The 26,652-nt window shown below is 63.1% G+C and carries 29 protein-coding genes; 16 read left to right on the forward strand and 13 right to left on the reverse strand.

From position 1 onward, the window contains the following. Positions 1 to 7: 7 nt before the first annotated feature. A complete protein-coding gene (locus C7G42_RS19240; RefSeq protein ID WP_106950552.1) occupies positions 8 to 220 on the reverse strand; it encodes a hypothetical protein in 213 nt (70 codons plus the stop codon). 144 nt (positions 221 to 364) lie between these two features. Between C7G42_RS19240 and C7G42_RS19245 the strand changes: the two genes are divergently transcribed. Together C7G42_RS19245 and C7G42_RS19250 are read left to right on the forward strand one after the other, a co-directional pair. Further along, positions 365 to 1,450: an AI-2E family transporter gene (locus C7G42_RS19245; protein WP_106950553.1), complete on the forward strand. Its 1,086-nt coding sequence runs from the start codon at positions 365 to 367 to the stop codon at positions 1,448 to 1,450. A 142-nt stretch (positions 1,451 to 1,592) separates the two neighbouring features. Continuing rightward, the gene (locus C7G42_RS19250; RefSeq protein WP_162307543.1) at positions 1,593 to 1,985 is read left to right on the forward strand and encodes an NUDIX hydrolase; all 393 of its coding nucleotides are present in this window, start codon (positions 1,593 to 1,595) and stop codon (positions 1,983 to 1,985) included. 1 nt (position 1,986) lies between these two features. Here C7G42_RS19250 and C7G42_RS19255 read toward each other — a convergent pair whose 3' ends face one another. Together C7G42_RS19255 and C7G42_RS19260 are read right to left on the reverse strand one after the other, a co-directional pair. Then, entirely contained in the window at positions 1,987 to 2,271 is a 285-nt protein-coding gene (locus tag C7G42_RS19255; RefSeq protein WP_106950555.1) for a hypothetical protein, read from the reverse strand. A gap of 141 nt (positions 2,272 to 2,412) precedes the next feature. Then, positions 2,413 to 2,652: a hypothetical protein gene (locus tag C7G42_RS19260; RefSeq protein WP_106950556.1), complete on the reverse strand. Its 240-nt coding sequence runs from the start codon at positions 2,650 to 2,652 to the stop codon at positions 2,413 to 2,415. A 735-nt stretch (positions 2,653 to 3,387) separates the two neighbouring features. Between C7G42_RS19260 and C7G42_RS19265 the strand changes: the two genes are divergently transcribed. Continuing rightward, a complete protein-coding gene (locus tag C7G42_RS19265) occupies positions 3,388 to 6,492 on the forward strand; it encodes a DEAD/DEAH box helicase (protein WP_106951047.1) in 3,105 nt (1,034 codons plus the stop codon). A 300-nt stretch (positions 6,493 to 6,792) separates the two neighbouring features. Then, positions 6,793 to 7,497, forward strand: a complete 705-nt coding sequence (locus C7G42_RS19270; RefSeq protein WP_106950557.1) for a hypothetical protein — start codon at positions 6,793 to 6,795, stop codon at positions 7,495 to 7,497. Positions 7,498 to 7,555: 58 nt separating this feature from the next. Here the strand turns inward: C7G42_RS19270 and C7G42_RS19275 are convergent, their stop codons facing one another. After that, positions 7,556 to 7,798 carry a hypothetical protein gene (locus C7G42_RS19275; RefSeq protein WP_106951048.1) on the reverse strand — a complete coding sequence of 81 codons (243 nt, stop codon included), beginning with the start codon at positions 7,796 to 7,798 and terminating at the stop codon, positions 7,556 to 7,558. A 212-nt stretch (positions 7,799 to 8,010) separates the two neighbouring features. Between C7G42_RS19275 and C7G42_RS19280 the strand changes: the two genes are divergently transcribed. Continuing rightward, positions 8,011 to 8,223 (forward strand): hypothetical protein, encoded by a 213-nt coding sequence (locus C7G42_RS19280; RefSeq protein ID WP_106950558.1) that lies wholly within the window; start codon positions 8,011 to 8,013, stop codon positions 8,221 to 8,223. A 32-nt stretch (positions 8,224 to 8,255) separates the two neighbouring features. On the opposite strand, the gene C7G42_RS35335 is transcribed toward C7G42_RS19280, so the two are convergent. From C7G42_RS35335 to dctP, 7 genes are all read right to left on the reverse strand, one after another. Further along, positions 8,256 to 8,426 (reverse strand): hypothetical protein, encoded by a 171-nt coding sequence (locus C7G42_RS35335; RefSeq protein ID WP_199581004.1) that lies wholly within the window; start codon positions 8,424 to 8,426, stop codon positions 8,256 to 8,258. A 486-nt stretch (positions 8,427 to 8,912) separates the two neighbouring features. Continuing rightward, on the reverse strand, positions 8,913 to 9,197 hold the full coding sequence (locus C7G42_RS19285) for a hypothetical protein (protein WP_106950559.1): 285 nt from the start codon (positions 9,195 to 9,197) through the stop codon (positions 8,913 to 8,915). A 245-nt stretch (positions 9,198 to 9,442) separates the two neighbouring features. Continuing rightward, positions 9,443 to 10,351 (reverse strand): tripartite tricarboxylate transporter substrate binding protein, encoded by a 909-nt coding sequence (locus C7G42_RS19290; protein WP_158537602.1) that lies wholly within the window; start codon positions 10,349 to 10,351, stop codon positions 9,443 to 9,445. Between the two features lie 136 nt (positions 10,352 to 10,487). Beyond that, positions 10,488 to 11,405 (reverse strand): SMP-30/gluconolactonase/LRE family protein, encoded by a 918-nt coding sequence (locus C7G42_RS19295; protein ID WP_106950561.1) that lies wholly within the window; start codon positions 11,403 to 11,405, stop codon positions 10,488 to 10,490. 13 nt (positions 11,406 to 11,418) lie between these two features. Beyond that, on the reverse strand, positions 11,419 to 12,726 hold the full coding sequence (locus C7G42_RS19300; RefSeq protein ID WP_106950562.1) for a TRAP transporter large permease: 1,308 nt from the start codon (positions 12,724 to 12,726) through the stop codon (positions 11,419 to 11,421). Further along, positions 12,726 to 13,277, reverse strand: a complete 552-nt coding sequence (locus C7G42_RS19305) for a TRAP transporter small permease (RefSeq protein ID WP_106950563.1) — start codon at positions 13,275 to 13,277, stop codon at positions 12,726 to 12,728. Before C7G42_RS19305 ends, C7G42_RS19300 begins: the two co-directional genes overlap by 1 nt. A gap of 6 nt (positions 13,278 to 13,283) precedes the next feature. Further along, positions 13,284 to 14,282, reverse strand: a complete 999-nt coding sequence (dctP, locus tag C7G42_RS19310; RefSeq protein ID WP_245427814.1) for a TRAP transporter substrate-binding protein DctP — start codon at positions 14,280 to 14,282, stop codon at positions 13,284 to 13,286. 209 nt (positions 14,283 to 14,491) lie between these two features. Here dctP and C7G42_RS19315 point away from each other — a divergent pair, with 209 nt between their 5' ends. Genes C7G42_RS19315 through C7G42_RS19325 form a run of 3 tightly spaced genes read left to right on the forward strand, consistent with a single transcriptional unit; the run spans position 14,492 to position 18,000 of the window. Next, on the forward strand, positions 14,492 to 15,688 hold the full coding sequence (locus tag C7G42_RS19315; RefSeq protein WP_283809851.1) for a CaiB/BaiF CoA transferase family protein: 1,197 nt from the start codon (positions 14,492 to 14,494) through the stop codon (positions 15,686 to 15,688). Between the two features lie 58 nt (positions 15,689 to 15,746). Then, on the forward strand, positions 15,747 to 16,895 hold the full coding sequence (locus tag C7G42_RS19320) for an acyl-CoA dehydrogenase family protein (RefSeq protein WP_106950564.1): 1,149 nt from the start codon (positions 15,747 to 15,749) through the stop codon (positions 16,893 to 16,895). Continuing rightward, on the forward strand, positions 16,882 to 18,000 hold the full coding sequence (locus tag C7G42_RS19325; protein ID WP_245427816.1) for an acyl-CoA dehydrogenase family protein: 1,119 nt from the start codon (positions 16,882 to 16,884) through the stop codon (positions 17,998 to 18,000). The genes C7G42_RS19320 and C7G42_RS19325 overlap by 14 nt, the downstream gene beginning before the upstream one ends. Here the strand turns inward: C7G42_RS19325 and C7G42_RS19330 are convergent. After that, positions 17,997 to 18,827, reverse strand: coding sequence for an IclR family transcriptional regulator (locus tag C7G42_RS19330; protein ID WP_106950566.1), 831 nt, complete (start codon positions 18,825 to 18,827; stop codon positions 17,997 to 17,999). The genes C7G42_RS19325 and C7G42_RS19330 overlap by 4 nt on opposite strands. A gap of 217 nt (positions 18,828 to 19,044) precedes the next feature. Here C7G42_RS19330 and C7G42_RS19335 point away from each other — a divergent pair, with 217 nt between their 5' ends. Next, entirely contained in the window at positions 19,045 to 19,377 is a 333-nt protein-coding gene (locus C7G42_RS19335; protein ID WP_245427818.1) for a hypothetical protein, read from the forward strand. Between the two features lie 29 nt (positions 19,378 to 19,406). Here the strand turns inward: C7G42_RS19335 and C7G42_RS19340 are convergent, their stop codons facing one another. Next, a complete protein-coding gene (locus C7G42_RS19340; protein ID WP_106950567.1) occupies positions 19,407 to 20,213 on the reverse strand; it encodes an enoyl-CoA hydratase-related protein in 807 nt (268 codons plus the stop codon). Positions 20,214 to 20,319: 106 nt separating this feature from the next. Between C7G42_RS19340 and C7G42_RS19345 the strand changes: the two genes are divergently transcribed. The 7 genes from C7G42_RS19345 to C7G42_RS19375 all read left to right on the forward strand — a co-directional run bounded on the left by C7G42_RS19345 (position 20,320) and on the right by C7G42_RS19375 (position 26,651). Beyond that, the gene (locus tag C7G42_RS19345; RefSeq protein WP_106950568.1) at positions 20,320 to 21,099 is read left to right on the forward strand and encodes an IclR family transcriptional regulator; all 780 of its coding nucleotides are present in this window, start codon (positions 20,320 to 20,322) and stop codon (positions 21,097 to 21,099) included. Positions 21,100 to 21,236: 137 nt separating this feature from the next. Then, on the forward strand, positions 21,237 to 21,983 hold the full coding sequence (locus tag C7G42_RS19350) for a dienelactone hydrolase family protein (RefSeq protein WP_106950569.1): 747 nt from the start codon (positions 21,237 to 21,239) through the stop codon (positions 21,981 to 21,983). A gap of 114 nt (positions 21,984 to 22,097) precedes the next feature. Further along, a complete protein-coding gene (locus C7G42_RS19355; RefSeq protein ID WP_245427820.1) occupies positions 22,098 to 23,231 on the forward strand; it encodes an ABC transporter substrate-binding protein in 1,134 nt (377 codons plus the stop codon). A gap of 39 nt (positions 23,232 to 23,270) precedes the next feature. Beyond that, entirely contained in the window at positions 23,271 to 24,146 is an 876-nt protein-coding gene (locus tag C7G42_RS19360; protein ID WP_106950570.1) for a branched-chain amino acid ABC transporter permease, read from the forward strand. Between the two features lies 1 nt (position 24,147). Beyond that, positions 24,148 to 25,182 (forward strand): branched-chain amino acid ABC transporter permease, encoded by a 1,035-nt coding sequence (locus C7G42_RS19365; RefSeq protein WP_245427822.1) that lies wholly within the window; start codon positions 24,148 to 24,150, stop codon positions 25,180 to 25,182. Beyond that, positions 25,163 to 25,948, forward strand: coding sequence for an ABC transporter ATP-binding protein (locus C7G42_RS19370; protein WP_245427824.1), 786 nt, complete (start codon positions 25,163 to 25,165; stop codon positions 25,946 to 25,948). Before C7G42_RS19365 ends, C7G42_RS19370 begins: the two co-directional genes overlap by 20 nt. Continuing rightward, on the forward strand, positions 25,938 to 26,651 hold the full coding sequence (locus C7G42_RS19375) for an ABC transporter ATP-binding protein (RefSeq protein ID WP_106950572.1): 714 nt from the start codon (positions 25,938 to 25,940) through the stop codon (positions 26,649 to 26,651). Before C7G42_RS19370 ends, C7G42_RS19375 begins: the two co-directional genes overlap by 11 nt. Position 26,652: the final 1 nt, after the last annotated feature.

The following is a 26,652-nucleotide window of genomic DNA, read 5'->3' on the forward strand; positions in this document are numbered from 1 at the left end:
AGCCGGATCAGCTGCCGCGTCGCATGTCCCGGTCGATGCGCATTTGCACCCGCCTGACCGCGAGCAGCCGCAGCCTGCCTTGCACCCGTCCGGAGCGGACCCTGCCGCCGATCGCATAGGCAAAGTGCCAATAGCCCGGCGCGGCATTCGGCCTCAGGGAATAGTGGATGCCGCGGTGTATTCCCGCGATTGCATCGGACTTTCCGGGCGGGCGTGTCATCGTCTTTCGAATGCGGAATGGTCCTACGTGTTCCTAATCCTGGGTAAAGGGCGGTTCCGCTCGTCTTGACGCCGGGTGCGTTGCTGGCAATAACGGCCAGGCCTCGCAAGCACCGGGGGTTGCGTTCATGTTGCAGGGAAGGCCGTGCCCGTGAAAAGTCTCCGTCAGCTGCTGACGGGAGAGGACGTCATCCAGCTCGTGATCCGGCTCGGCCTGCTCGCCCTGCTGATCATCTGGACCTTCCTGATCATCCGCCCGTTCGTGCCGATCCTGGCCTGGAGCGGCGTGCTCGCGGTCGCGTTCTATCCGGCCTTCGGCTGGGTCGCCAAAATCCTGGGCGGTCGGCCCAAGACCGCAGCGGTGATCCTGACCCTGATCACGCTCGGCATCGTCATCGGCCCGGCGACATGGCTCGGCATCAGCGCGGTGGACGGCGTGCGCGAGCTGGCGCATCAACTCGGGACCGGCGATCTGGCGCTCCAGGCCGCGCCCGAGCAGCTCAAATCGTGGCCGCTGGTCGGCCCCTTGCTCTACGAGCTCTGGGACCAGGCCTACACCAACGTCCGCGCGGTCGTACGCGAGGTGGCGCCGTATCTGCAGCCGCTGGCGGGGCCACTGCTTTCGCTCGCGGGCGATGCCGGCGTCGGCACGCTCCAGTTCCTGGTCTCGGTGTTCGTGGCCGGCTTCCTGTTTCCACATGGGCCGCGGCTGGTCGCGGCCAGCCGCGGTTTCCTGTTTCGCATCGTGCCCGAGCAGACCGAGCATTTCCTGTCGCTCGCGGGTGCGACCATCCGCGCCGTGGCGCAGGGCGTGATCGGCGTCGCGATCGTGCAGGCGCTGCTGGCCGGCATTGGTTTCAAGCTCGCGGCGGTGCCGAGCGCCGGCCTTCTCGCCTTCATCGTGCTGCTGCTCTCGATCGTGCAGATCGGCGCTTTCCTCGTGCTGCTGCCTGTCATCATCTGGATCTGGACCGCCAAGGACGTCACCACGGCGCTGCTCCTCACCGTGTTTCTCGTCCTCGTCGGCTTCCTCGACACCATGTTGAAGCCGCTCGTGATGGGGCGCGGCCTGACCACGCCGACCATCGTGATCTTCGTCGGCGTGATCGGCGGCACGTTGGCCCACGGCATCGTCGGCCTGTTCATCGGACCGATCATCTTGTCGGTGGCTTGGGAGATGATGATGGCCTGGATCAGGACGGAGGACGGGGTGGGGGCGAGCGAGGCCTGATCGCGTTGCGAGCGGCACGATCTCTCCGCCGGGTCGGGCCACCACTCGACGGCTCGCATCTGTGATCAAAACGCGCCGGGAACTTGTCTGTTCGACTAGACAAGTTACGATTGGGACGATTCTGGTTTCAATGACGGCAGCAATGGCAAAGTCTTCCAAACTGGTTGCCGCCCGGCGCGGCAAGGTATTGTTGGTCAGACGGCGGTCGGACGGCCTGTGGATGTTCCCTGGCGGCCGCAAGCGCGCGCGCGAGTCCGACAAGGACTGCCTGCGGCGGGAGATCAGGGAGGAACTGCCCAAGCTGAAGCTCGGCAGGATCAGCCTCTGGAAGGAAGTGACGGCGAGGAACAAGCGCTCCGGCCGCAAGATGAGCGATGCGATCTTCATTGCCAAGACGGCCAAAGGCAGGCTGGCGATCGGCGACAAGAAGGAGATCGACCGCGCCGCCTGGCAGAAGCCGCGCGGCCTCCGCCTGACCCCGACCTCGCGCTATATTCGCGATCGCCTGTTCCCGAGGAAGCAGAGGCGAAGGTGAGCTAGTCCTCGCGTCCGACCGACCGCGTCCGTCCGGCGAACCTCCGCGACTGCATCCCCTGCGGTTCGGGCGCAGCACGCTTCGCGGCCTCGGCTTCCCGCATCTGCTTGCGGACGTTGCGCGCATCGCGCATCGCGCGCTTGACGAAGGGATGTTGGGAATCTTCGGCGAAGAACAGCACGACTTCGCAGCTCGGACATTGCCTGGAATAGCCGTCCTGCAACCGCCCGGCGCGATCGCGGAACACGCCCTTGCACCGCGTGCACTGAATCTGGACCGAACTCATGCGCGGACAACAATGTCTTTGGAAAATGGATCGTCAGATGATCCCAAATGTCTGAAGAAAGCTTGAATGTCTTCGCGCGGACAAGCGCCATCGGCCAGTCACAGCCGGCGGAAGAGGCCGGATGGAACTGCCGGTCAGCCGCTACTGCTTGGCTGCCAGCGTGGCCAGGCACTGGTTGAGAAAGGCGGTGCGATCCCTGGGCAGCACCTTCTCGAGATCCGCCTTCAGTGCGCATTCGCGCTGGCGCAACTGCTCGGCCCGGCGCTTCTCGGCCGCCTCGCGATATTCCGGCGCAACCTTGTTGGGATCGACCAGCGGCTGTGAGCGGGCGGGCGCCGTTGCAAGCAGTGCAATGGCAGCGATGAAAATGATTGGTTTCAAATGAGCCTCCGTCAAAGCAGGCACCCTAGCGCGTGGCGCGTGTGCGCTCAAATCGAAGAATGCGGTACCCTGTTCCGGCGTGAATGGACCGGCGAACCTTGGAACGACTGCCCCGAAAGCCCCGCCGTGAGAAAACCTTTCCCCCACAAAGGTCGGTGACCTCAGGGCCCTGCGCCGAGGTCGTTTGTTTGCTGCAACGTGTGAACCAGTTCACAAGCGCGAGCTGAAATCGCTGCTATGAAGGCGTCATTGCTTGACCAGTTCATTTTGATCGAAACGCCCCAGCGTGGCTCCAAGCGCTGGGGTTTTTCGTTTCTCTCCGTGCACAGAATGTTTACAATCGCGCCAAGCGTCGCATCGACAGACGCAGATCTCGCGCCGAGCTAGTTCCGGCCAGAGCTCGATCAACAGAAAAATTGTCGGGATCGCGGCGCCGCGCCGAACGTTGCCACCAGGCGTGCGTTCACCGGGCAAATCCCATATGCATGGCGAGAAGTCGCCGAATCGAGAATGAGGGCGGCTGGCGTTCAGTTGACGACGGTTTACGAGCAGAAACGGATTCAAGTGAGGCTTACCAAGAAGGCGCGAGCGGCCAAGACGCCGCCGAAGAAGACGTCAGCAAAGAAGACGCCGCCGAAGAAGGCGTCGCCGACCAGGACGTCGCCCCGCAAGGCGCTGCCAGGGAAGAGCAGAGAGGCCCAGCGCGCCGCGATCTCCTCTTCGTCGCCGCTCGGCCTGCTGGCGCTGCACCTGCTCGTCCAATGGAAACAGTCCGGACCGAGCGGCATCGTTTTTCTCGCCGAGAACGAGAACAGGGCCGAGCGGCTCGGCAGCGTCATTCACGCGCTCGACCCCTCCTGCGAGGTGCTGGTGTTTCCGCGCCTGAACACCTTGCCGTTCGATCAGCTCGAGCCATCGCACGAGCTTGCGGGACGGAGAGCCTCCGTCCTGAGGCGCATCGCGAAATCCAAGAAGCCGCTCTTTCTCGTCGCAACGGCGGAAGCCGTGATGGAGCGACTGCCGCCACCGGCGAGCCTGTCGCGCCTGAGCTTGAGCCTGAAGGTCGGTGGCGCCTTCTCGGAGCAGGATCTGGAGACGCGCCTCGAAGCGCTCGGATACGATCTCGATGACGAGCCGGACTATCCGGGCGGGGCGCTGTTCCACGGCCAGACCTTCGAGATATTTCCAGCCGGCGCGCTCGGGCCGTTCCGGATCGAGCATTCGGATCGCGCGATCAAGCGGATCGTGGCATTCGATCCGAACGAGCACAGGATCATCTTCGAGACCAGGGAGCTGGTCGTCGATCCCATGTCGGAGCGGCTCGGCCTTGCCGGCAAAGGCGGCAAGCGCGCCAGCCTGTTCGACTATTGCGGACGCGCCAAATGGATCGCCGATGCGGGCGTGCCGGCACATGTCGACGGCTGGTTCGATACGATCGAGGAGGCCGCGCCGCGCGCGGAGCGTGAGCGCGAATATCTCGGACGGCGCGACTGGAAGCAGCTCTGCCGGGGCATGAAGGTGTTGCCGCGCGCTTCGTCCTTCCAGACCATCCCCGAATTTTCGAAGCTGACCTCCACGAGGAAGGCGTTGCGGGCTTTCGTCGAAGACACGCGGCGGGCCGGATCGCGGCTGATCCTCGTCGCAGCGCATGAGGACGATCTGCGCGTGATGGAGCGGATGAGCGGCCTCAAGGCGCAGCGATGCGAAGATTGGGACGAGGCTGTGCGCGGGCGGGCCGGCGAGGCCGCGCTGCTGGCCGATCTCGATGCCGGCTTCGTCGTGCCGGGGAAAAAGCCCCTCGTCGTCGTGACCGCCTCCGACGTGCTCGGCAGCCGCGCGCATCATCCGCAGCCGATGGCGCGGGCCTGGAGCGCGGCCTTCGACCATGCCGATGTGCCCGAGCAGGGCACCGTGGTCATCCATCTCCAGCGCGGCCTCGGCGTGCTCGACGGCCTGCAGACCGTGAACACCGGCGGCGGCGCAATGCGGGAGATGATCCGCCTGAAGTTCGCCGGCGACAACGCGGTGCTGGTGCCGCCGCCCGATCTGGCGCTGATGTGGCCTTACGCGGCCGAGCTCGGCAAGCTCTCGCTCGACAAGGCAGACGGCAGCACATGGTGGGCGCGCCGCGGCGAGGCGGAGCGCGAAATCCAGGTGGCAGGCAAGGCGCTCGCCAAGCACATCAGCCAGCGCCGCAAGCGGCGCGGCGACAAGCTGGTTCCGCCGGGATCGACCTATGAGAAGTTCGTCGCGCGTTTCCCCTACTTCACGACGATCGACCAGGCCAAGGCGATCGACGACGTGCTGGACGATCTTGCGTCCGGTCACCCGATGGACCGGGTGATCTGCGGCGACGTCGGCTTCGGCAAGACCGAGGTGGCGCTGCGGGCGGCAGCGGCCGTCGTGCTGTCGGGCAAGCAGGTGGCGATCGCGGTGCCGACGACGGTGCTGGCGCGGCAGCATGTGGCGACGTTCCAGAAGCGCTTTGCGCCGTTCGGCATCGAGGTCGGCAATTTGTCGCGGGCGACCTCGGGTGCGGCGCTGCGCGAGACCAGGGAGGGACTGCGCAGCGGCCGGATCAAGGTCGTGATCGGCACGCAGGCGCTCACCGGCAAGGACGTGAGGTTCGACGATCTCGGCCTCGTCATCATTGACGAGGAGCAGCATTTTGGCGCCGCCGAGAAGGCCAAGCTGTCCGGCCTCGCCAAGAACGTCCATGTGCTGATGATGAGCGCGACGCCCATCCCGCGCACGCTTGCCGCGGGCCTGGCCGGCTTCCGCGACCTCAGCGTGATCGCCTCGCCGCCGGTGCACCGGCTGCCGGTCGCGACCCGGATCGCGCCACTGTCGGATGCGGCGATCGCGACGGCTCTGCTGCGCGAGCAGCGCCGCCACGGCCAGAGTTTCCTGATCTGCCCGCGCATCCAGGATCTCGATCCGATGCTGGCGCGGGTGCAGGCGGTGGCGCCGGACCTGCGCATCGTCTGCCTGCACGGCCGACTGGCGGCCGACGAGATCGACGATCGCATGATGAGCTTCGTCGAGGGCAGGGCCGACGTGCTGCTCGCAACCAACATCGTCGAGAGCGGCCTCGACATTCCCCGCGCCAACACCATCGTGGTGTGCTGGCCGGAGAAGTTCGGCCTCGCCCAGCTGCATCAATTGCGCGGGCGCGTCGGCCGTGGCGGCATCCGCGCCTTCGCCCATCTGTTGACCGAGACGGCGTCCGGACAATCCGAGAAGCGGTTGGCCGTGCTCGAGGAGTTCAGCAAGCCCGGCGCCGGCTTTGCCATCAGCGAGCGCGACCTCGATCTGCGAGGCGCGGGCGACCTGTTCTCCGAGGAGCAATCCGGGCATGTCCAGGTGTTCGGGCCCGTGCTCTACAGCCACCTCCTGAAGATGGCCTCGGAGAAGCTCGACGAGGGGCAGGCCGTGTGGGTGCCTGACCTGAACCTGCCGGTCGCTGACATGCTGCCCGAGACCTACGTGCAGTCCGAGCCGGTGCGCCTCGAACTCTATGCGCGCGCCGCAAGATGCAAGGATGAGGATGATCTCGAAGATCTCGAGGAAGAAACCGCACGCCGCTTCGGCCCGCTGCCGAGGGGCGCGCTCGATTTCTTCGCCGCAGCCCGGATCAGGCTCGAATGCAAACGCAGAGGCATCGTCCGCCTCGATGTCGGGCCCGAGGCGGCAGCCGCAACCTTCCTGCCCGGGCGCCTGCGGAAGTCGCGGGGCAAATCGTTGCAGCGCGATGGCGACCGCGTGGTCCATCACGCCAAGATGCAGGACGCGCCGTTCGATCGGGTGGAGGAATTGTTCGAGCTGCTGGACGAGGGGTAGGGACAGCAAAAAACGCGAAAACAACCCCATGCACAGTAGCTAAGTGCTGCTGGCGCAAGGCTTTTTGAATCGGGGTTGAGAGGCGCGCTTGCTCCGTCGGGCAAAACAGCATTTGTCTGCGTGGCGCCTTCGCTGCTCGCATGATCTCCGTATTCGGCCGGGGTCGGCGGGCCAGGCCGCTAACGTGGAATTAATCCGAAATGCTCACAATTTTAGACAGTTGTGTAAGGGTGCTGCGTACAAGGGGTCGTCGCGAGGGCGGTTCAGGGGCGGCTTCCTGTTGCTCGCTCACTGGGGTCAATGCAGATGACCGCGACTTTCGAAACGCAAAGCTTCGCCGAAGAGCTCGACGCCGCAGCCCTTGCGGCTGCCGCATCAGCGGACGAACCTGAAATCTCCGAAGCTCCGGCCCTGCTCAAGCGGTCCAGCCGGAAATCGGTCCTGGCCCTGGCGGTGTGTGCCCTCGCCATCAACGGCGCAGCGGCCATCTACACCTCGCCGACCGATTTTCGGTCGCTGACCGTCGCCAGTCTGGCTGAACTGCTGCCGCGCCTGGAGGCGTCCGTGCCGAAGCCGGATCCCGTGGTCGCGGCCTTGAAGGACATTCAAGCGGCCCAGCAGCAACACACCGTGTTGCTACAACAGAACAATCAGGTATCGGATCAGAACTCGGTCTTGCTGCAGCAGGATTCAATGGTGCTGCTGTCGCTGCGGCAGAGCATCACGGAGGAGCGGGTCGACGTGAGGAAGATCTCCTCGCAATTGTCCGCGCTGATGGCGAAGATCGACAACCTGCAAAACACGGTGACGTCGGACGTCACCTCGTCCGTCCGGCGCGCGCATGCGCGCTACGGACTGCCCGCCGCGATGCGCAAGCGGATGGCAAGGGAGGTTCGGGACGTTCGGGACGTTCGGGAAATTCGGGAAGTAAAGCCCTTGGGTCCCGTTTCGGTCGGAGGCGCGCCGCTGACGGTGCCGGCTGCGACGGGGGCTCCCGAAAGCTGACGAGAGTTTCCTGATCGAGAGAGGCCGACCCCGGTTGCCCGGGAGGCCTGACAGCCCGTCACTTCGCGGCGTGGTCGATCTTGTGCTGCAGATGCCCGGTGTCATGATCGCGGCGCAACTGGCTCAGCGACGTCTCGTTCAGCTGAACCAGAACCTCGCTCAGTTGCGTCGTATCGGGATAGCCGGCCGCAAAGCCCTTCCCGTAAATCTTGCGCAACGTGCCGACCAGCGTGTTGCCGTGCTTCTTGCTGATCGCGGCATCCTTGTCGCGGTGGCGGCCATCCAGGCCCGGTTCCTTCATGGTTCGCTCCCTGTGCGGCGTCTCGAGCGCCTCGCGCGAGCCTGCTCCCAAACGAGTTGACTGGCAATGGCATCGCGCGCGGCAGTTGAGGGCTGCCTGCACCAGCGCAGCTGCGCGGCGCTTCTCTCCGGCTTGTGAAGCCGCGCTCGGTTGTGACGAGCCGACCGGCGCATCAGATGACAGCGGGCGATTGCTCGATTGGAGTTGCTGCGATGCGGTCTGTGTTCGCCATGGGTCTGTTGCTGGTGCTGTGCAGCTCCGCAAGCGCTGCAAATGTGCATCACGCCCGCGCGCGCCATCCCGCGGTGGATCGGCCCCACGCGAATGAAGCCCCGCCGGCGCGCTTTGCCGTCCCCGGCTGGAGCGACGAGGCAACGGCGCGCTGGCTGAACAACGCCTCGTCAAACGTCGGCCGAGGCGGATAGCCGCGCTGATGATGGCTCGAATGGCGAGGCGGCTAGGCGGCCTGTTCTTCGAACGACGTGTAGACCCGGCCGGCGGGATCGACGACCTGAACGTCCCTGCAGCCGTCCCGGACAAGCTCTCTGGCTTTCTTGAGGGCGGCTTCGAGTGACAGCCGCTTGAGACTGACGACGCCCGCCGTGTCGAAACCGTTGATTTCAAACATGCAGTTCCCTCCGGTTTTGGTGAATCCTACACGTTTCCGGCGGGTTGTCAGCGGTTTTTGGGAAGGTATTTGGAATGGCTGCGGATGCCCAGCACTAGCACTCCCGGCGCTCTGATCCTCAATTGAACCGGCGGCCGGGAGCATTGGGGCTGGAACAGCGAGCCGTGCCATGTTCCGCCGTTAATGACAACTCGTGGAACAGCGGACTCCGGTAGTTATACGGAGTCCTTATTTGGAACGGGGTGTTCTACTGTGAGAACACCGGCGAGATTTAAGCATCAATCAATTTCAAGTTGCCCGGGATGGGCCGCAGTGGGGCTGGAACCGCGCTGCGGCTTTTCCCTGTTTCGTTGGGGCACGATATGTCTTGCTCAAAAGATCAGACACGCACGTACCGAGTTGAATGCTCAGTAACCGTAAAGGCTGTGCTCTCATCTGAATGACCGCAGCCCAAGAGTGGTGAACGCAACGCGGTGTAGTGCACGGTCACCGTAGTCCTGATCCTTGTCCCGGCTCGTTGTAGTGCAGTGATGCAAGTCCACCGGCGCCGATGAGCAGGCCGATCGGATAAAACCAGTAGACGCCTGGCTCTGCAGGAACGCCCAGCAATTCGAAAATCTTCAGGACCCCGGCACCGCCGACAATGGCGCAAACGCTGGTCAGGCCTCGCAGCGTGAACTCGCGTACCTTCGCGATGTAGAATGCTACAATCCCTCCGACCACCATTCCAAGACAGGTGCAGCCGATGCCGGCAATGACAGTGAAGAACATTCGAACCCCACAGTAAAAACTATCGAGAAGGAAGTGGCCGTCTGTGCAGAAAAATTACCGTGGCAGTGCACTCAACTGGTGGCACGCGCGGACTTTGAACGACTGGGACCTGCGCGCTCCCGATTTCTGACGGTGTTTGAGCATACGCCCAACTCGGGGGTATCGAGGATTGCTCCCGCGCGCCGGGCATGTTGCCTTCCGATCCGTGACGGACCGATATACCTAGCGCCCTCCGATCGACTAAGCTATTTCGGCTCCGCCAACTCGCTGGCGAGAGGCTGCAAGTTTTTCGTCATCTCGTCGAGGCGCTTCTGCCACTCGGCTCCGGGCATGAAGGCGAGCACCGGCGCATCACCCGGAGAACTCCTGACGTAGTCGGGATCGGTGAGACTCTCGGCGATCGCCGTTTCCAGCTTCTTCGCGACGTCGTCGGGGGCATCCTTCGGCAGCGCAAAGCCGCGCTCCGCGGTCATGATGACGGGAACGCCGGCTTCCTCGGCGGTGGGTACGCCGGGCAAGGACGGGGAGCCAGCCTTCGACAGGATCGCGAGTGCCCGGAGCTCTCCCTTGTTGGTGCCGTGCAGTTCGGGCACCTCGCTCAGGCTGACCATTCCGATATCGAGATGGCCGCCGAGAACGTCGGTCCTCTGCGCTGCCGTTCCGCGATAGGAGATCTCGTTTGGCTCGACGCCGGCAGCCTTCGCGAGCATGCGGATGGCCAGATGGCCATTGGTGCCGGCTCCGTTATGTCCGAACGTGACCGAACCGGGCTTCTTGCGCAGCGCGTCGACAGCGCTGGCGAGCGTCGTGAATGGGCTATCGTTGCGAACGACGATCACGCCGGGATCGTCGACCACGCGCGCGACCAGACGGATTTCATCCATGGTGTACTGGGTCTTGCGCGTCATCGGCAGAAAGTTGTAGCCGGGCACGTTGACCACACCCATCGCATAGGCGTCGGAAGCAGCGCGTGCGATCGCGGTGAACGCGATTTCGCCGCCGGCGCCGGGCTTGTTGAGGACGACAAACCGCGCGTTTCCGCCGAGCCGCTTCTCGACGAAGGGAAGCAGCTTGCGAGCCATGACGTCGGTCCCGCCGCCCGCGGCGAAGCCAACGACGACCTCGATCGGCTTGTCCTCGGGCCAAGCGGCCATCGCTGCTCCCGAGGCCGTCAGGACGACCATCGATATGACCGTTCGAACCTTCCTCAACATGAAGGCAGTCCTTTCATTCTTCGTAGCAAACAAATTGGGGCTGCGGCGTCTCTGATCTTGCAAAGCCAGTCCGGCACTATCGATGCGATGCCATGACCCGTCCAGCAACGGGAAGTCGCGCGACCAGCACGCAGCCGGTCTCAGATTCCGTGATGTAGAGAGTCTTGTTGTCGGCGCCGCCATAGGCCACGTTGGTGGTGGCGAGGCCTTGGCAGGATCGAACCCGATATAGCGGCTCGCCGAGGCGGCTGAAGATCCAGACAGTGCCGAGGCCCGCGTGAGCGATCGCAAGGTTGTCCTGCTCGTCCATCGCAAGGCCGTCGGGGCCGCCGAGGCTTCCAGACAGCTGGATGAAGATTCCGACCTTCGATGCGGTGCCGTCAGGCATCAGCGGTATCCGCCAGATTGCGTTCCCCCGGGTGGCGGCCACGTAAAGGATGTGTTCGCCGCCGTTGAGCACGAGGCCGTTCGGACTGGGGACGTTGTTGACGATCTGGTCAAGTGTTCCGTCCACGCGCAACCGATAGACGCGGCCCGTCGGGTCATGCATCCCGGTCTGACCCTGGTCGGTGAAATAGATGTCGCCATTGCCAGCGAAGATCAGGTCGTTGACGCCCTTGAAGCGCTCGGACCAGCGCCGCTCCAACAGGGAGCTGACCGTGCCGCTGGCCGGGTCGAGCGTCATGAGGCCGTGGCGATAATCCGTGATGATGATCCGCCCGTCGCGCGCGATCTTCAACCCGTTCGGCTCGCCGTCATATTCGGTGACCAGCGTGAACTCTGCCGCCGGCGAGATGCGGAAGATCCGTCCATAGGGAATGTCGACGATGTAGAGATTGCCGTCGCGGTCGAACGACGGACCTTCGATGAACGAATCCGCCACCAGCCCACGGCGGTTGACCAGCGACCAGGCATTGTCGGGGTCCTTGCGTCGAAACTTGTCCGGCAGGCGGGCAAAGACCTCGGTCTTGATTTCTTCGGGTGGAGCATACATCGGGGTATCTCGCTTAGGGCACGGCAGTGACTTGCGAAGGCAGCCACATCGCGATTTCGGGGAAGATTACCAGCAGGCCGAGCAGCACGAACATGATCAGGTGGAACGGGACCGTGCCCGCGACAACGTCGCTCAGCTTGCCCGTCCATATGCTCTGGATCACGAACAGGTTGATGCCGATCGGAGGCGAGATCTGGCCCATCTCGATGAACAGCACCAGGATGACGCCGAACCAGATCGGATCGATGCCATACTGGACCAGAACCGGATAGAGCAGCGGCACCGTGACCACGATCATGCCGAGGCTTTCGACCAGGCAGCCTAGCACCGTGTAGAGAACGAACAGTGCGAAGAAAAACTCCAGCTTGGAGAGCTTCAGATTGACCAGAAACTGGGTGATCTGCTCGCCTACGCCAGCATAACTGATGGCATAGGAGAACAGGAAGGCGGCATAGACGATGAACAGGATGTTGCCGCACACACGCACGGTGGTCTGCAACGCGCGCCAGAGAATTGCGACACTGAATTCGCCCCAGAACACCGCAATGATCATCGCCAGCACGCAGCCGACGGCTGCTGCCTCGGTCGGCGTGACCAGACCCGAATAGATGCTGCCGATGGTGCCGCCGATCAGAACCATGAAGGGGACGACGTCGAGCAGGGCCGAGAGCAGTTCACGCGTTGATCGGGCGCCGACTTCCCGCGGAGCGATTCCGGGTCTGAACCACGCATGCACGGCGATGTAGGCCATGAACATCGCGGTCAGCAGCAGGCCCGGCATCACGCCCGCCATGAACAGTTTGGCGACGGAAGTTTCCGTGAAGGTGCCGTAGACGATCATCGCGATGCTGGGCGGGATCAGGATGCCGAGCGTGCCGCCCGCCGCCAGCGAGCCCGCGGACAGGCGCGGACTGTATTTGCGTTTCTGCAATTCAGGCAGCGCGACCCGCCCGATCGAGGCGGCGGTGACCACACTCGAGCCGCTGATGGCCGCGAAGATGGCGCATCCCGCGATGTTGGTCTGCAGTAGGCCGCCGGGAATCCAGGACACCAGCTTGGACAGGCCGTGATACACCCGCAAGCTCAGTCGGCTCTCCTGCAGGATCTCGGCCATCAGGATGAACAGCGGGATCGCGCTCAGCGTGAAGCTGTTCATGCTGCCCCAACTGACGAGGCCGATGCCCTTCAGTCCGGGCAGACCTGCATGCAGCAGCAGATACAGGACAGACGGGACCGTGATCGAGAACGGGATCGTCATTCCCACGCAGAGCAGCCCGACGAAGATCGCCAGGACAAAGATCAGTTCGACGCCCGGAGTCATCACTGCGCACTCCCGCGAAGACGGCGTGTCTTGGTGAGGATGGTTCGGAGGAGGGCGAGGCAGAGCAGGAACATGCCGATGGCCATGGTGGTCTGCGGCATCCACAGCGGCGTCTGCAGCGGCGTGGGCGCCACGTCCTCCGAGCGCCACGAGTTCATGACCAGTCGCGTCAGCTGCCATGTAATCAATGCGGAGGCGACCAGCGACATCAGGTCGAACACGATCTGCGACACCAGCCGGGCAGAGTGTCCGAGGCGAGCCTGAACCAGCTCGACCCGGTGAAACGCGCCGTGCGCCTCGGCGACCGACATGCTCAGAAAGGTCATTGCCACCAACAGATAGCCGCCGATCTCGTCGGTAATCTGGAGCGATGTCGCAAACAGATTGCGTGCGATCGCCTCGGCACCGATCAGGACGATCATGGCCATCAGGAAGAGCGCGCAGATGGCCTCCGAGGCGTTCTCCATCGGGCCGGGGCCCGATGAGACGTTGTCGATGAAATGGACGGCGCCGTCAGGCGCCACCTCCTTGATCTCCATGTTCCCAGCCATGATCGATTACCGGCCAAGCGCTGCACGAACCTGCTTGAGCGCGGCCGCAGCATCCGGCCCCTTCGATTTCGCCCATTCGTCCCAATAGGCCGAAATCGCCTTGGTGCCGACGTCGAGATCGCCGGGCTGCTGCTCTGTCACCGTCATGCCGCCTTCGGCAAATTTCTTGCTGAGATTGTCTTCCTCATCCGCCATCGCCTTGGTGATAAGGGGCATGTTGTCGGCGACGGCTTTGCGGACCTTGGCCTGGATCTCCGGTGACAGCTTGTTGAAGCGCTCCTTGTTCACGATGACGACGGAGTTGAAATAGTTGATGCCGAGCCGGTAATTGAACTTGAGCAGGTCCTTCCAGGTATTTCCGCCGCCGGTGTTGGCGGTGAGGACACCATCGACAATGCTGCGGTCGAGCGCGGAAGGAACTTCGGGGGCGCCGAGCGTGACCGGCACGCCGCCGAGCCGCTTGATGAACTCACCTTGCTCGGGCGACGTCACCCGAATCTTCTGGCCCTTGATGTCGGCCAGCGAAGTCAGCTTCTTGCTCGAGAATGCGACTTGGTAGGGATAAAGGTATTGCCCCAGCACCAGGACGCCCTTCTTTTCGAAGGCCTTTTCCAGGTACGGCGCCATGATGTCCGCCGCCTTCTTGTATTCATCGAGAGAGCGGATCAGCATCGGCAGCCGCAGGACACCGCCGATCGGCACGTTGCCGAGGAAATAGCCGTCGTCGCCCATCTGGACGACGTCGTCGCTGACGGCTTGGGTGATGGTGGTGGTGTTGATCGGGAGCGAGCCCCCGAGATGCATCCGGACCGACAGCTCTCCGCCGGTGTCCTTTTCGATCTGCTCGGCGACGGCGCTCATGCCTTTGGCCGCTGCCACCGTCGCGACTGGATTGTAGATATAGAGATCCCATTTCTCAGCGGCTGCGGCTGGCGCTGCAAGGCCCGCCAAAGCAAATGTCGCAGCAATCACGCCCGCAAACTGACGACGGCTCGTCGAAATCATTGTTTTCTCCCAAGTCTTTTTGTGGTTGGGCGAAACTATGTTTGATCGCGTTCCCGCCAGCAAGAGAGCGATGGGGCATAATCAATCGCATATGTGATAATTGGCGCGATCGTGCCAAACCGTATTGATCGAAATGCAATCACGTAGAAGTTGGACGTCCCGCGTGGCGCGCGCCAACCGCGGTGGCCAATGAACGAGAGAGCTTCGGGATGGACACGACCCCTGCAGACGGCCCGTTGGGCGGAATTCGCGTGATCGACCTGACCAACGTGATCATGGGACCGTTTGCAACGCACATCATGGCCGATCTCGGGGCTGACGTGATCAAGATCGAGAGCGAGGAGGGCGATTCCTTCCGGACATATCGCCCCAATCGCAACGAAGGCATGGCCGGCGGCTTTCTCCATCTCAACCGCAACAAGCGCAGCGTCATGCTCGATCTGAAGCAGCCTGCGGGGATGGATGCGTTGCGCAAGCTGATTGCGACAGCCGACGTGTTCGTCCACTCGCTGCGTCCCAAGGCTATCGACAAGCTCGGGCTTGGCTATCAGGCCGTCCGCGCCATCAAGTCTGATATCATCTATTGCGGCGCTTACGGGTTCAGCGAGAAAGGACCTTATCGCGACAAGGCGGCCTATGACGATATCATCCAGGCCGGCTCCGGGCTCGCCGCATTGCATATGGTCGCGCGCGGCGAGCCGGCCTTCATGCCGACAGTGCTGTGTGACAAGCTGTCTGGGCAAGCAATCGCCTATTCGGTGATGGCGGCGCTGTTCCAGCGGGAGCGTGGTGGCGGAGGGCAGGCCATCGAGGTTCCTATGTTCGAGACCACGGCGGAGTTCGCTTATATAGAGCATCTGCTCGGCTTTGCCTTTGAGCCGTCGCTCGGCGACCCCGGCTATGCCCGCGTCGTCAGCCCGCGCCGCAAGCCGTTTCGCACCGGCGACGGGTATATGTGCATCCTTCCCTATTCGGATCGCAACTGGCGCGACTTCTTCGACTTCGTGGGGCGCCCCGAAATGAAGTCCGACACCCGCTTCTTTCCGCTGGTCGAGCGGGTGGCGCATCTTGAGACACTCTACGAGATCATTGAGCAGGAAGCCCCCCGGCATTCTACGGCCGCATGGGTGTCGTTCTGCGACGACGTCAGCATTCCCTGTATGCCCGTCCTGGGTCTCGCCGATCTGCCCGATGACGAACACATGAAGGCGGTCGGGATGTTCAGCCGTGCCGAGCATCCATCGGAGGGAGCATACAAGTCGATACGGTCGCCGGTGTCCTTTAGCTCCTCGCCGTTCCGGGTCCGCCGCCATGCGCCGCGGCTGGGCGAACATACGGCCGAGTTGCTCGCGGAGATCGGAATGCATGTGCCGAAGACAATCTCCCCGAGCGGCAAGAGCAGATGAGGCGGGGGTGATGATGACTATTCTGCCAGACGACGACTTTCGACGAATGGAGGCTTGAATGCGCGCGTTCCGGTTCGAATCTCTGACCTTGCCGCCCGAAGCAGACGAGATGCGGCGCAAGGTTCGCGCCTTCTTGAAGGAGGAGCGAGACAAGGGCCGCTACGCCGCCCACCGGACATCTTGGTCGACTTTCGACCCGGAGTTCAGCAAGCGCGCCGCCAAAGCCGGTTTTATCGGCATGATCTGGCCGAAACGCTATGGCGGTGGCGAATACTCCAACCTGCAGCGCTTCGTCATGACCGAAGAGATGCTGGCGGCCGGCGCGCCGGGCGGTGCGCACTGGATCGCGGATCGGCAGTCCGGTCCGCAGATTCTCAAGCATGGCAGCGAGCGAGCGCGCGAGCTGATTCTGCCCAGGATTGCCGCGGGCGAGTGCTATTTCGGCATCGGCATGAGCGAACCCGATTCCGGCTCCGACCTTGCGGCCGCCCGCACCAAGGCGGACAAGGTGGAAGGTGGCTGGGTGATCAACGGTACCAAGATCTGGACCTCGAACGCGCACCGTGTCCACTACCTGATCGTGCTGGCCCGCACCGAGCCGCCCAGCGAGAACCGTCACGCAGGCTTGTCCCAGTTCATTGTGGATACGGGCTCGGAAGGCATCGAGATCAGGCCGATCATGAACCTGTCGGGAGGGCACGAGTTCAACGAGGTGTTCTTCAAGAACTGCTTCGTTCCCGACGACATGATGATCGGAAAGCCCGGCGAGGGCTGGACGCGCGTGACCGGCGAGTTGGCGTTCGAACGCGCCGGCCCGGATCGCTTCATGTCGGACATCAGGCTTCTCGTCGAACTCGTCGACAAGATCGGGCGCGAGCCGAATGAGCGGCAGGCGGTCGAGATCGGCCGGCTCGCGGCTCACTTCGCCACGTTGCGCCGGATGTCGTCGTCGATCGCGGGCCTATTGGAGCGAGGCGAAAGTCCGGTCACCGAAGCTGCACTGGTCAAGGATGTCGGCACGGCATTCGAGCGGGAAGTCCCGGAAGCGGTGCGCAAGCTGTTGCCGGTCGAGGCAAGTCTCGATGATGATGACGAGTATTCGCAGGCGATGGCACATGTGTTGCTGCACGCGCCATCGTTCACCATTCGCGGCGGCACGCCGGAAATCCTGCGCGGGATGATTGCCCGCGGTCTTGGCCTGCGCTGACGGGGAGAATGCCATGGAAGACATGTCCGCCATTGTGCTCGAGCAGGCCGATCGCCTCTTCGCGCAGCACATCGACAAGAAGGTTCTGTCCGCGGCAGATGCGGGGCATTGGCCTGATGCGCCATGGCGCGCGGTTGAAGATGCCGGCCTGCCGTCGGCACTGGTGCCGGAAATGAAGGGTGGGGCGGGGCTCACGCCGGACGTTGGGGCAAACCTGATCCGCAGGTCCGCATTTCATTCCGTCCCGCTGCCGCTGGCCGAGACCATGATCGCCAACGCGCTTTGGACCGACGCTGGCGGCGACGTCATCGCGGGCGCGGTGACGCTTGCGCCGGTTAATCCGCAGGATCGCATCACGCTCGTCTCGGGTGCGGCAGGCACGATTTTGCGAGGTATCGCCCGGCATGTCGCCTGGGGCCAGCAGGCTCCGACCGCGCTGGTCCTTGCACACGACGCGAATGGCAAGGCCTTCCTCTGCCGCGTGCCGACCGCCAAGGCGCGTTCGAACAAGACGCGGCGCAACGTCGCCTACGAGCCGCGCGAAGATGTCGACTTCGGTGGCGTGCAGTTGGCCGCGAGCGATATCCTGCCGGCGCCCGCCAGTCTCGGAGTTGACGGCTTGATGCCCTTCGGCGCAGCTATCCGTGTGCAGCAGATGATCGGCGGGATGGAACGGTGCATGGATTATGCGCTGTCGTACGCCAATGAGCGCGTGCAGTTCGGCCGCCCGATCGCGAAATTCCAGGCCATCCAGCATATGCTGGCGATTGCGGCAGGCCACTTTGCCGCGGCGTCGGCGGCAGGCGACGCGCTGACGGAGTCGCCGCGGCTGGGCGATGACGCGCTGGCCGTGGCGATTGCAAAATCGCGATGCGGTGAATCTGCCGGTCAGGTCGCGGCCCTCTGCCATCAGGTCCATGGCGCGATGGGGTTTACCCAAGAGCATCCGCTGCATTACGCGACCCGCCGGCTCTGGTCGTGGCGCGACGAATGGGGGGCGGAACCCTGGTGGCAGGACAAGATCGGCCGGATGATCTGCGCGCAAGGCGGCGAGGGTCTCTGGCCGCTGCTCGTCGACCGGCCGGCAGCCGCCGGCGCGGCCTAAACCGAGGCTGTGGGGCGAAGATAGCGCTGCACGACATCGTTGAGCAGCGTGACGATCTCCGTCTGTCGCCGCGTGATATCCTGGAGTGGGCCTGAGACCGCGACCGCAAGCGCGCGGTTCCAGCCGTCGATGCCCTCAGGCAGCGGCACGGCAATCGATCCGGCGCCGGGGGTGACGAGACCGGCCGAGAAGAAGAAGCCTTCACGCCGCGTTCGCTCGACGTTTTCCAGCACCTGATTGATGTCGATCCGGGATATGCCGAGCGCGGCTTCCGCGTTGGTGCGCGTGCACAGGCTGCGGATCTCCTTGTCGCTGCTCGACGTCAATAGCGAAAACCCGGTGGCGGACCAGACCACGAGGCGCCTGGATCCGGGCGGGACATGAAAGCGCATAGTCGCACGGGCCTGCAAGACGTGGATATACTGCGCATAGATTCCGCTTCGCGCAGCGATGATGACGGTGTCGCCTGTTTTGTGGGACAGCTCTTCGAGCATCCGCATCAGGCTGCCGTTTCTGACGGGGCCCTTGTCGAGCCAGGTCCCAAGCAGGGTGACGCGCGGCGAGGGCAGGAAGCTGCGGCTTTCCTGCAGATAATCCATGTAGCCGAGCTCGACGAGGCAGTTGAGCAAGATTGAGGTCGAAGATTGCGGAAATCTCAGGCGCTCGGCCACTTCGGCAACGCGCGCGTCGCGCTGGATCTCGTCGAAGAATTCCAGGATTCGCAGCACACGTCCTGCCGACTTGACCGATCCCGCGGCCGGCGGGCCGTAGCTCGTCGCCTCCGTGATCTGCTCGTCCGCCGTCGCTCTCTTGCTTCTTCTTGCCATCGTCTGATTGGGCCGACTATTCCGCATAGATCCGGCGATGCCGAGCCGACATTCTGATTTCGTGTCTATCTGACGGCAGGTTAGTCGGGTCCCGCAGGCAGGTCCAGCCGAGTGCATCGACAGGGCCGGTATCCCGTTTCAGCGTAACCGTCATGACTTCCACATCGTGCTCGGCTCAAATATACGGCGACGGTGAATGGTAGCGTCTGAGTCGCTTGTGAGTTTCCAGCTTTCCATCCTGAAAATTCTCGACGGCCAGACCGAAGGACGCGCTAGCCTCGAGGTCATCAAGCAGCACCTTGCCATCCTCTATACGAGTGGCCAGGAATGGACCGGACGGATGAGGCGGCTCGCCGAACGTGCGCCGGGTCTTGATATCTTCGGCCAGAAGTTGGTCGTGCGCGAGCCGGACGTATGGAACATCACCGAGGAAGGCCGCAGCTTTCTCGCGATCCTCGAGGGGCGGGGCGTGGCTACTGAAGATATCGCGCAGGCCGAGCCGAGTCCGGCCGGCCTGATGATCGGGGCACGCGCCCGGCCTGGCCCCTAGTTCCATCGAAAGAGGCTCGCGTTCTCGCATCACTTGCCGGTGAAGCTTGGCCTCCGCTTTTCGACGAAATGGGCAACGCCTTCCTTGAAGTCTTCGGTTCCCCGGCAGATTGCGACTTCCCTGTTCGCGAGCTGCGTCGCTTCGGCGAGGGTTTGTCGCGGGGCTGCCGTGAGTTGCTGCTTGATGATGCGCATGGATCGGGGCGAGCAGAGATTGGCAAAATCCGACGCGGTCTGCTGAACTGCCTCGCGAAAACTGTCTGCGGGCAACATTCGGACGAGGCCAAGCCGCTCGGCCTCAGCGGCTTCGACCACCCGTCCGGACAGCAGGAGATCCGCGGCGTTCATCGGTCCGATGAGCTGACGCAACATCCAGGCGCTGCCGTGTTCTGCGATGAGGCCGCGCCGGGCAAAGGACGTGGTCAGCTTTGCGCCAGCTGCCATGAAGCGGAGATCGCAATACAGCGCGATGCAAAGTCCGACGCCTGCGATCGCGCCATTGATGCCCGCAATGATCGGCTTGGGAACGGCGAGCAGGTAGCTGTAGCGCTGCGCCAGATCGTCGTCGCTTATAGGGGGCACGACCGGCACCGCGGCGGCGGCCCTTCCCGACGACGCGTCGGAGAGGCGGCCCATGTCGGCGCCGGCGCAGAAGCCCCGGCCCGCGCCGGTGATCACGATCGCGCGCACGCCGTCGTCCTCGGACGCGATCGCCATCAAGCGGCGCAGCTCGCTCTCCATGATTGGCGTCCAGGCGTTCATCTTGTCCGGCCGGTCGAACGTGATGGTCGCGACACGATCGGACACATCGAACTTCATCTGCTCGGTAGCAACCATGGCGTCCTCCGTTAGGTGGGCCTTCTAACAAAAGCCGGGAAACTGCGAAACGGCTTTCGCCTGCAGGAAAAGTTTTCTATCTATATGAAAAAGCAAGTGAGGCACCATGTCCAAAGAGGTCATCAAGACGGCCAAGCGGCTGTTCGAGATCCTGGAATATTTCGATGAAGTGCAGCGGCCGTTGAGTCTCAAGGAAGTCGCGCTGCGCTTCGGCTACCCCGTCTCCAGCGCGTCCGCGGTCCTCAAGAGCATGGTGGTGCTCGGCTATGTCGATTTCGACCGCTATTCGCGGACCTACATGCCGACGATGCGGATCGTTCAGCTCGGACACTGGGTGCAGGGCGCGCTTTTCGGCGAGCGCGGAATTTCCGCGCTGGTCAATCACCTCAACAAGGAAACGGAAGAGACTGTCAGCATCGCGACCCAGAGCGACCTTTACATGCAATATATCCATGTCCAGCCTTCGCCGCGCGCGATCCAGTTTTCGATCAAGCCTGGGACAATCCGGCCGCTTGCGCGTTCGGGCCTGGGATGGATGCTGCTGAGCGCGCGTTCGGACGACACCATCGAGAAGCTCGTGCGCCGCATCAATTTCGAGGAGGAAGACCGAAAGAAGAAGGTCGACCTGAAGGAGCTAATGCAGAAGCTCCGCAAGATCCGCAAGGATGGTTACGTCATCTCCCTTCACACTGTAACGGCCGGAGCGGGCGTCATCGGGATGTTGCTGCCGGAGCGGCGCCACGGCCGCATCCTGGCGATCGGCGTCGGCGGTCCGGTCGAACGACTGGTATCCAAGCGAACGCAAATCCTGAGATCGCTGCGCGAAGGCATCGACAAATTCGTCACGCGGGAGGATCACGCATCCGCGACAAAATCCCGCAACTGAACAACTCCGTTTTCACATATCTGTAAATACGCACGCATATCTGTAATGCTCTGGCTTTCAGCCACGTCCCGGCACATGCTTCCGCCACTCCACGCCTCGAACGCGCGGAGATACAAAATGGTTAGAAGGGTGGAGTCGTGCAGGAGAAGGTCGTCGATCTGAAAACCAAGGACGGGGTGATGAACACGTATGTGTTTCACCCGGACCGTCCAGGACCGTTCCCTGTCGTCATCTTCTACATGGACTCGGTCGGCGTCCGCGAGGAGCTGTCCGACATGTGCCGGCGTCTCGCGACGGTCGGCTACTACGTCATCATGCCGAACATGTATTACCGCATGGTCCGCTGCGTTGATCTCGACGCCAACCGGCTGTGGGACCCCGCCTGCGCGGACAAGCTGGAGTTCATGTGGAAGCTCAATCGCCACCTCACCAACACCATGGTGATGGAAGACACTCAGGCCATATTCGACTTCCTCGCCAATGAGCCGACTGCACGGCAGGGCAAGACGGGATGCGTCGGCTATTGCATGAGCGGCCGCTACGTTTATCGCGCGATGGGTGTGTTTCCCGATCGCATGGCTGCCGGCGCCTCCGTCTACGGCGCGCGCCTCGTCACTGACCAGCCGGACTCCGCGCATCTCGTCACCGACAAGATTAAGGGTGAGATTTACTTTGCGCTGGCCGAGCATGATCACTATGCGCCTCCCGAGATGCTCGAGCAGGTGTCGCGGGCGATCGAGGCGACCGGCATCAACGGGCGGATGGAATACTATCCGGAAGCCGAGCACGGCTTCGCCTTTCCGACCCGGCGCCTCTACCACAAGGCCAGCACCGAGCGGCATTGGGAGCGCTTGTTCGATCTCTTTCAGCGCAATCTGAATTGAGTTCAAATCTGTCGAGTTAACCTGAATTCAAAAGGGGTCCGCCGCGGCGTCGCCGTGGACAACCTGACAAAATCATAAGGGGAAGAGATGATGCGTGCGGATCGCCGGAGAATCATGTTGTCGTTGGGCGCCGTCGTGGCTGCGACTGTGCAACTCGCTTACGCGCCCAGCGCGATGGCGGCCGACCCCGTCAAGATCGGACTTGCGCTGCCTCTGAGTGGCGCGGCCGCGACTTACGGGCAGGAGCTGCAGCGCGGCGCTGAATACGCGGCGGAGCTGATCAATCAGCGGGGCGGCATTCTCGGCGGCCGAAAGATCGAGCTGGTCTTCGAGGACGAGAAGGGTACGCCGCAGGGCGGCGTCGCAGCGGTGCAGAAGCTGATGTCTGTCGGACGCGTGAAGGCGATCACCGGCGGCACCAACAGCTCGGTTGTTCTCGCGGAATCCTCGGTCACGAAGAAGCGAATTCTGCAGGTGAATGCCGGCGCGCAGGCCGACGCCATCACCGACCAGGGCAGCCCCTGGCTGTTCCAGATCAACAACACGGTGTCGCTGAATTCGGAGGCGTTCAACGCCTATATCGTCAAGACGTTGAAGCCGAAGACGGTCGCCTACATGGGCGAGAATTCCGAGTTCAACAAGACTGTTCTTGAGAAGCTCAAGGAGAGCCTCAAATCGGCTGGCATCGAACTGGTCAGCACGTCGACCTACGACGCAGAGACCAATGACTTCACGTCGATCCTCACCAAGATCAAGGCAAGCAATCCGGACATGATTTACGTCGCCGACGCCTATCCGGCGCGCGCCGCACAACTGTGGAAGCAGGTGCGCCAGCTCGGCGGCTTCAAGATCGAGGCGATGTCGCCGGGCGTAGTGACGCCGGGCATGATCAAGCCGTCGGAAGGCGCCATGAATGGCGTCATCACGGGTGAAATCTTCATGGCTTCCGATCCGGGGGTTGACGGCAAGGAATTCGTCGAGAGCTATCAGAAGAAGTTCAACAGCGTCCCCGGCAAGGGCGAGCTGGTGATTTTCGAAGCGATCAACCTGATCGCGTCCGCTATGGATAAGGCCGCAACCGACAGCGATTACGACAAGATCTCGAAGGTCATTCGCGAAGGCGCCTGGCCGAGCCCGCGTGGCCTGCTGAAGTTCGACGAAAAGGGCAGAGCGCGCGCGCCGTACTTCTACATTCAGCGAGTCGAGAACGGGGCTGTCGTTCAGCTTGAGCGCGTTAGCTCGAACTGAAGATCGACCGCGGATCTAACGTAGAGGGTGCCTACGGCTTTGGAACTTCTGGCTCAAACTTTGGTCAACGGATTGGTGCTGGGCGCCGGCTATGCCGTCATCGCCGTGGGCCTGACGCTGATCTTCGGAATCGTAGGCATCGCCAATTTTGCCCATGGCGCATTCTTCGCCATGGGCGGCTACGCCTGCTATTTGCTGACGTCGCGAGGCCTGAACTATTTCGTTGCCGTTCCACTGTCGGTGCTGGTCGTTGTGATCATCGGCGCTCTGACCGAATGGATCGTCATCCGGCGCAGCCTCTACGGGGACTCCCATCACGGCTCGCTCATCGTGACTTTCGCGCTCGGCCAGGCCGCAGTAGCCGGTTTGATCCTGATCTTCGGGCCAGATCCGCTCCCCGTGACGTCGCCGCTGGGACAAAGCACGATGCGGTTTGTCGGTATCTTCGTGACCTCGCAGCGTGCTTTCATCTTCGGTTGCTCGGTGCTCGTGCTCTGCGCACTCGGCCTGTGGCTGCGCCTGAGCATCAAGGGCCAGCAGGTCGTCGCCGTGGCCCAGAACGCGCGCGGTGCGCTCTATTCCGGCATCAACGTCCCCCGGATACGTACGCTGGCCTTCGTGCTCGGGGTTGCTGCTGCTGGTCTGGCCGGCGCGCTGTTGGCGCCGATCTCAACGATCTACCCGACCATGGGATACAGCGCGCTGATCGTCGGTTTCACTGTCGTCATCCTGGGCGGAATGGGCAGCATTCCCGGCGCGATGCTGGGTGCGCTTCTGATTGGTGTCGCCAACGCGCTGTTCGAAACTTACGTCTCTGTCTCGTGGACGCCCGCGCTGGGCTGGGGCCTCGTCATCGCCACGCTACTGTTCCGACCGCAGGGACTGCTTGGCCAAGTCCAGCAGCATCGGCACTGAAATGGCGATCCAGGATTTCGGCACGATGATGGACAGGAAGCGGGCCGGCGCCATGAACGGCAACAAGGCTGCGCGCGCCGCGCGAGAGGCCATTTACGTCGCATGCGCCGCCGTGGCCATCGCGGCGTTCGCCTTCGCGTTCACCGACCCGTTCGTTGTGACCCTTGCCGGCTACACCTGTGCGTTCGCCCTGTTTGCTCTGAGCATCAACATCATCCTCGGCGGCGTCGGCGAGGTGCCGCTCGGCCAATGCCTGTTTTTCGGCGTCGGCGCTTACGGCGCGGCGATCGGAATGGGCAAGCTTGGGTTGCCGTTCGAGGTCGCGGTGCTGATCGCGCTCGTGCTTTCCGTGGTGCTGGCCGCCATCATCGGCGTCATCACGCTGCGTCTGACCGGCGCCTATTTCTCGATCGTGTCCTGGGGCCTGACCGGCGTCGCCATGGTCGCAGCGACGAATCTCGAGGAGATCACCGGGGGGCCGCTCGGTCTGTTCGGCTTTCCGCCGATCGAGATAGGCCCGCTTCAGCTGTCGGATCCGCAGACCTACTTCGCGGTCACCGCCACCATTCTTCTGCTTGCAATCGTCTTCCTGGTGGCCCTGCGCCGGTCTCCGTTCGGCGCCGCCATGGACAGTGTCCGCCAGAATCCCCATCTCGCGCGCTCGGTCGGCGTCGATGTGGCGCGCGTCCGGCTCAAGGCTTTCATGCTGAGCGCGCCGTTTGCTGCACTGGCTGGTGCGCTCGCCGTTCCCTACACGCAGATTGTCACGCCCGAGGTCTTTAGCGTCGCGAACACGGTGGATGGGCTCCTGATGGTCCTGCTGGGCGGCGCGCAGCTCGTGGTCGGACCGGTGATCGGCGCTGCGATGTTCACGCTGATACCGCAGGCTATGAACCTCGATCCGAACGTAAGGATCCTGGTGTTCTCGTCGATCATCATCCTGATCATGATGTTTGCCCCCGGCGGACTGCATCAACTGGGCGTTGCTCTGCGTGACCGGCTCGGGAGGAGGACAGATGACGATCGCAGCCGCTGAGCGTCCAGTCGTCTCGGCCCGGGACATTGTCAAGCGATATGGCGGCGTGACGGCCTTGAACGGCGTCAGCCTCGATGTCGAGGAAGGCGAAATCTTTGGCATTATCGGCCCGAATGGTGCGGGCAAGTCGACGCTGTTCGACATCCTCTGCGGCATCACCGTGCCGACCAGCGGATCGATCCGCATCATGGGAAGCGAGATATCGGGGATGCCGCCGCATCTCATCGCGCGCTCAGGCGTCGCCCGAACCTTCCAGAGAACTGCGGTGTTTGCCGAAAGCACGGTGCTGGAAAATCTCCTGTTCGGGCGCCATGCGAGCTTTCACCATGGCGTCCTTGGCCGCATCGTCGGCAGCAAGTCCTATGTCCGGGATCAGCAGGCCTTCCAGGACCGCGTCGAGGAGATTCTTGCGCTGATCGGCCTCGACGGAGAGCGGCACCGGAAGGCCGGCGTGCTTGCCTATGGTGTGCAGCGCCGGCTGGCCGTCGGAATCGCACTGATGTCCGATCCGAAGATCATGTTCCTCGACGAGCCCGCCGCCGGCATGAACGGGCGCGAGACCGCCGACTTCATCGCCCTGATCCGTGCGATCGCACCGGGGCGGACCATCCTGATCGTCGAGCACGACATGGCGGTCATCCGGCAGCTCTGCGGCCGCGCGCTCGTCGTCGTCGACGGCAAGCCTGTCGTTGTCGACGCGCCGCATCACGTTCTCAGTCATCCGGAAGTCGTGACCGCCTATTTGGGGGCTGACGATGACGAGTGATGGCACGCTTCTGACCGTCAAGGACGTCTCGGCGGCTTACGGCAAGGTCGTCGCGCTCCGCGGCGTCTCGCTCTCCGTCAACCGCGGCGAGATCGTCGCCATCCTCGGCGCCAACGGCGCGGGTAAAACCACGTTGCTGAACGCGATCTCCGGCGTCCTGCCGATCACTGCGGGCCGCATCGAGTTCGCGGATCAGCGCATCGACGGGCGCAAGCCCTGGACGCTCAGCCGGGCCGGCATCAGCCACGTCCCCGAAGGGCGCGAGATCTTTCCGTCGATGACGGTCGAGGCGAATTTGAAGATCGTTGACGCGTTCGGCAGCGGCCCCGTGTTCACGGTCGAGGACGTGCTGAACATGTTTCCGCGCCTACGCGAGCGCTTTCGGCAGGCCGCCGGAAATCTCAGCGGCGGTGAGCAGCAGATGCTTGCCATCGGTCGCGGTCTGATGGCGCGTCCAAGGCTGATCCTGTTCGACGAGCCGTCACTCGGCCTGTCGCCGTTCTTTTCCAAATTCGTGCTCGGCGCTATCGGCGCGCTGCGTTCCAAGGGCCTGTCGGCGCTTTTGGTCGAACAGAACATGCGCGCGGCACTCAAGATCGCCGATCGGGCCTACGTCCTGAGAGTCGGTTCGATCGTACGCGAGGGATCCGCCAGTGAAATCGCCAATGCGCCTGACATCCAGGAAGCCTATCTCGGCGCGTAGT

Source organism: Bradyrhizobium sp. MOS003, assembly GCF_003020125.1.
Classification (GTDB): Bacteria; Pseudomonadota; Alphaproteobacteria; order Rhizobiales; family Xanthobacteraceae; genus Bradyrhizobium.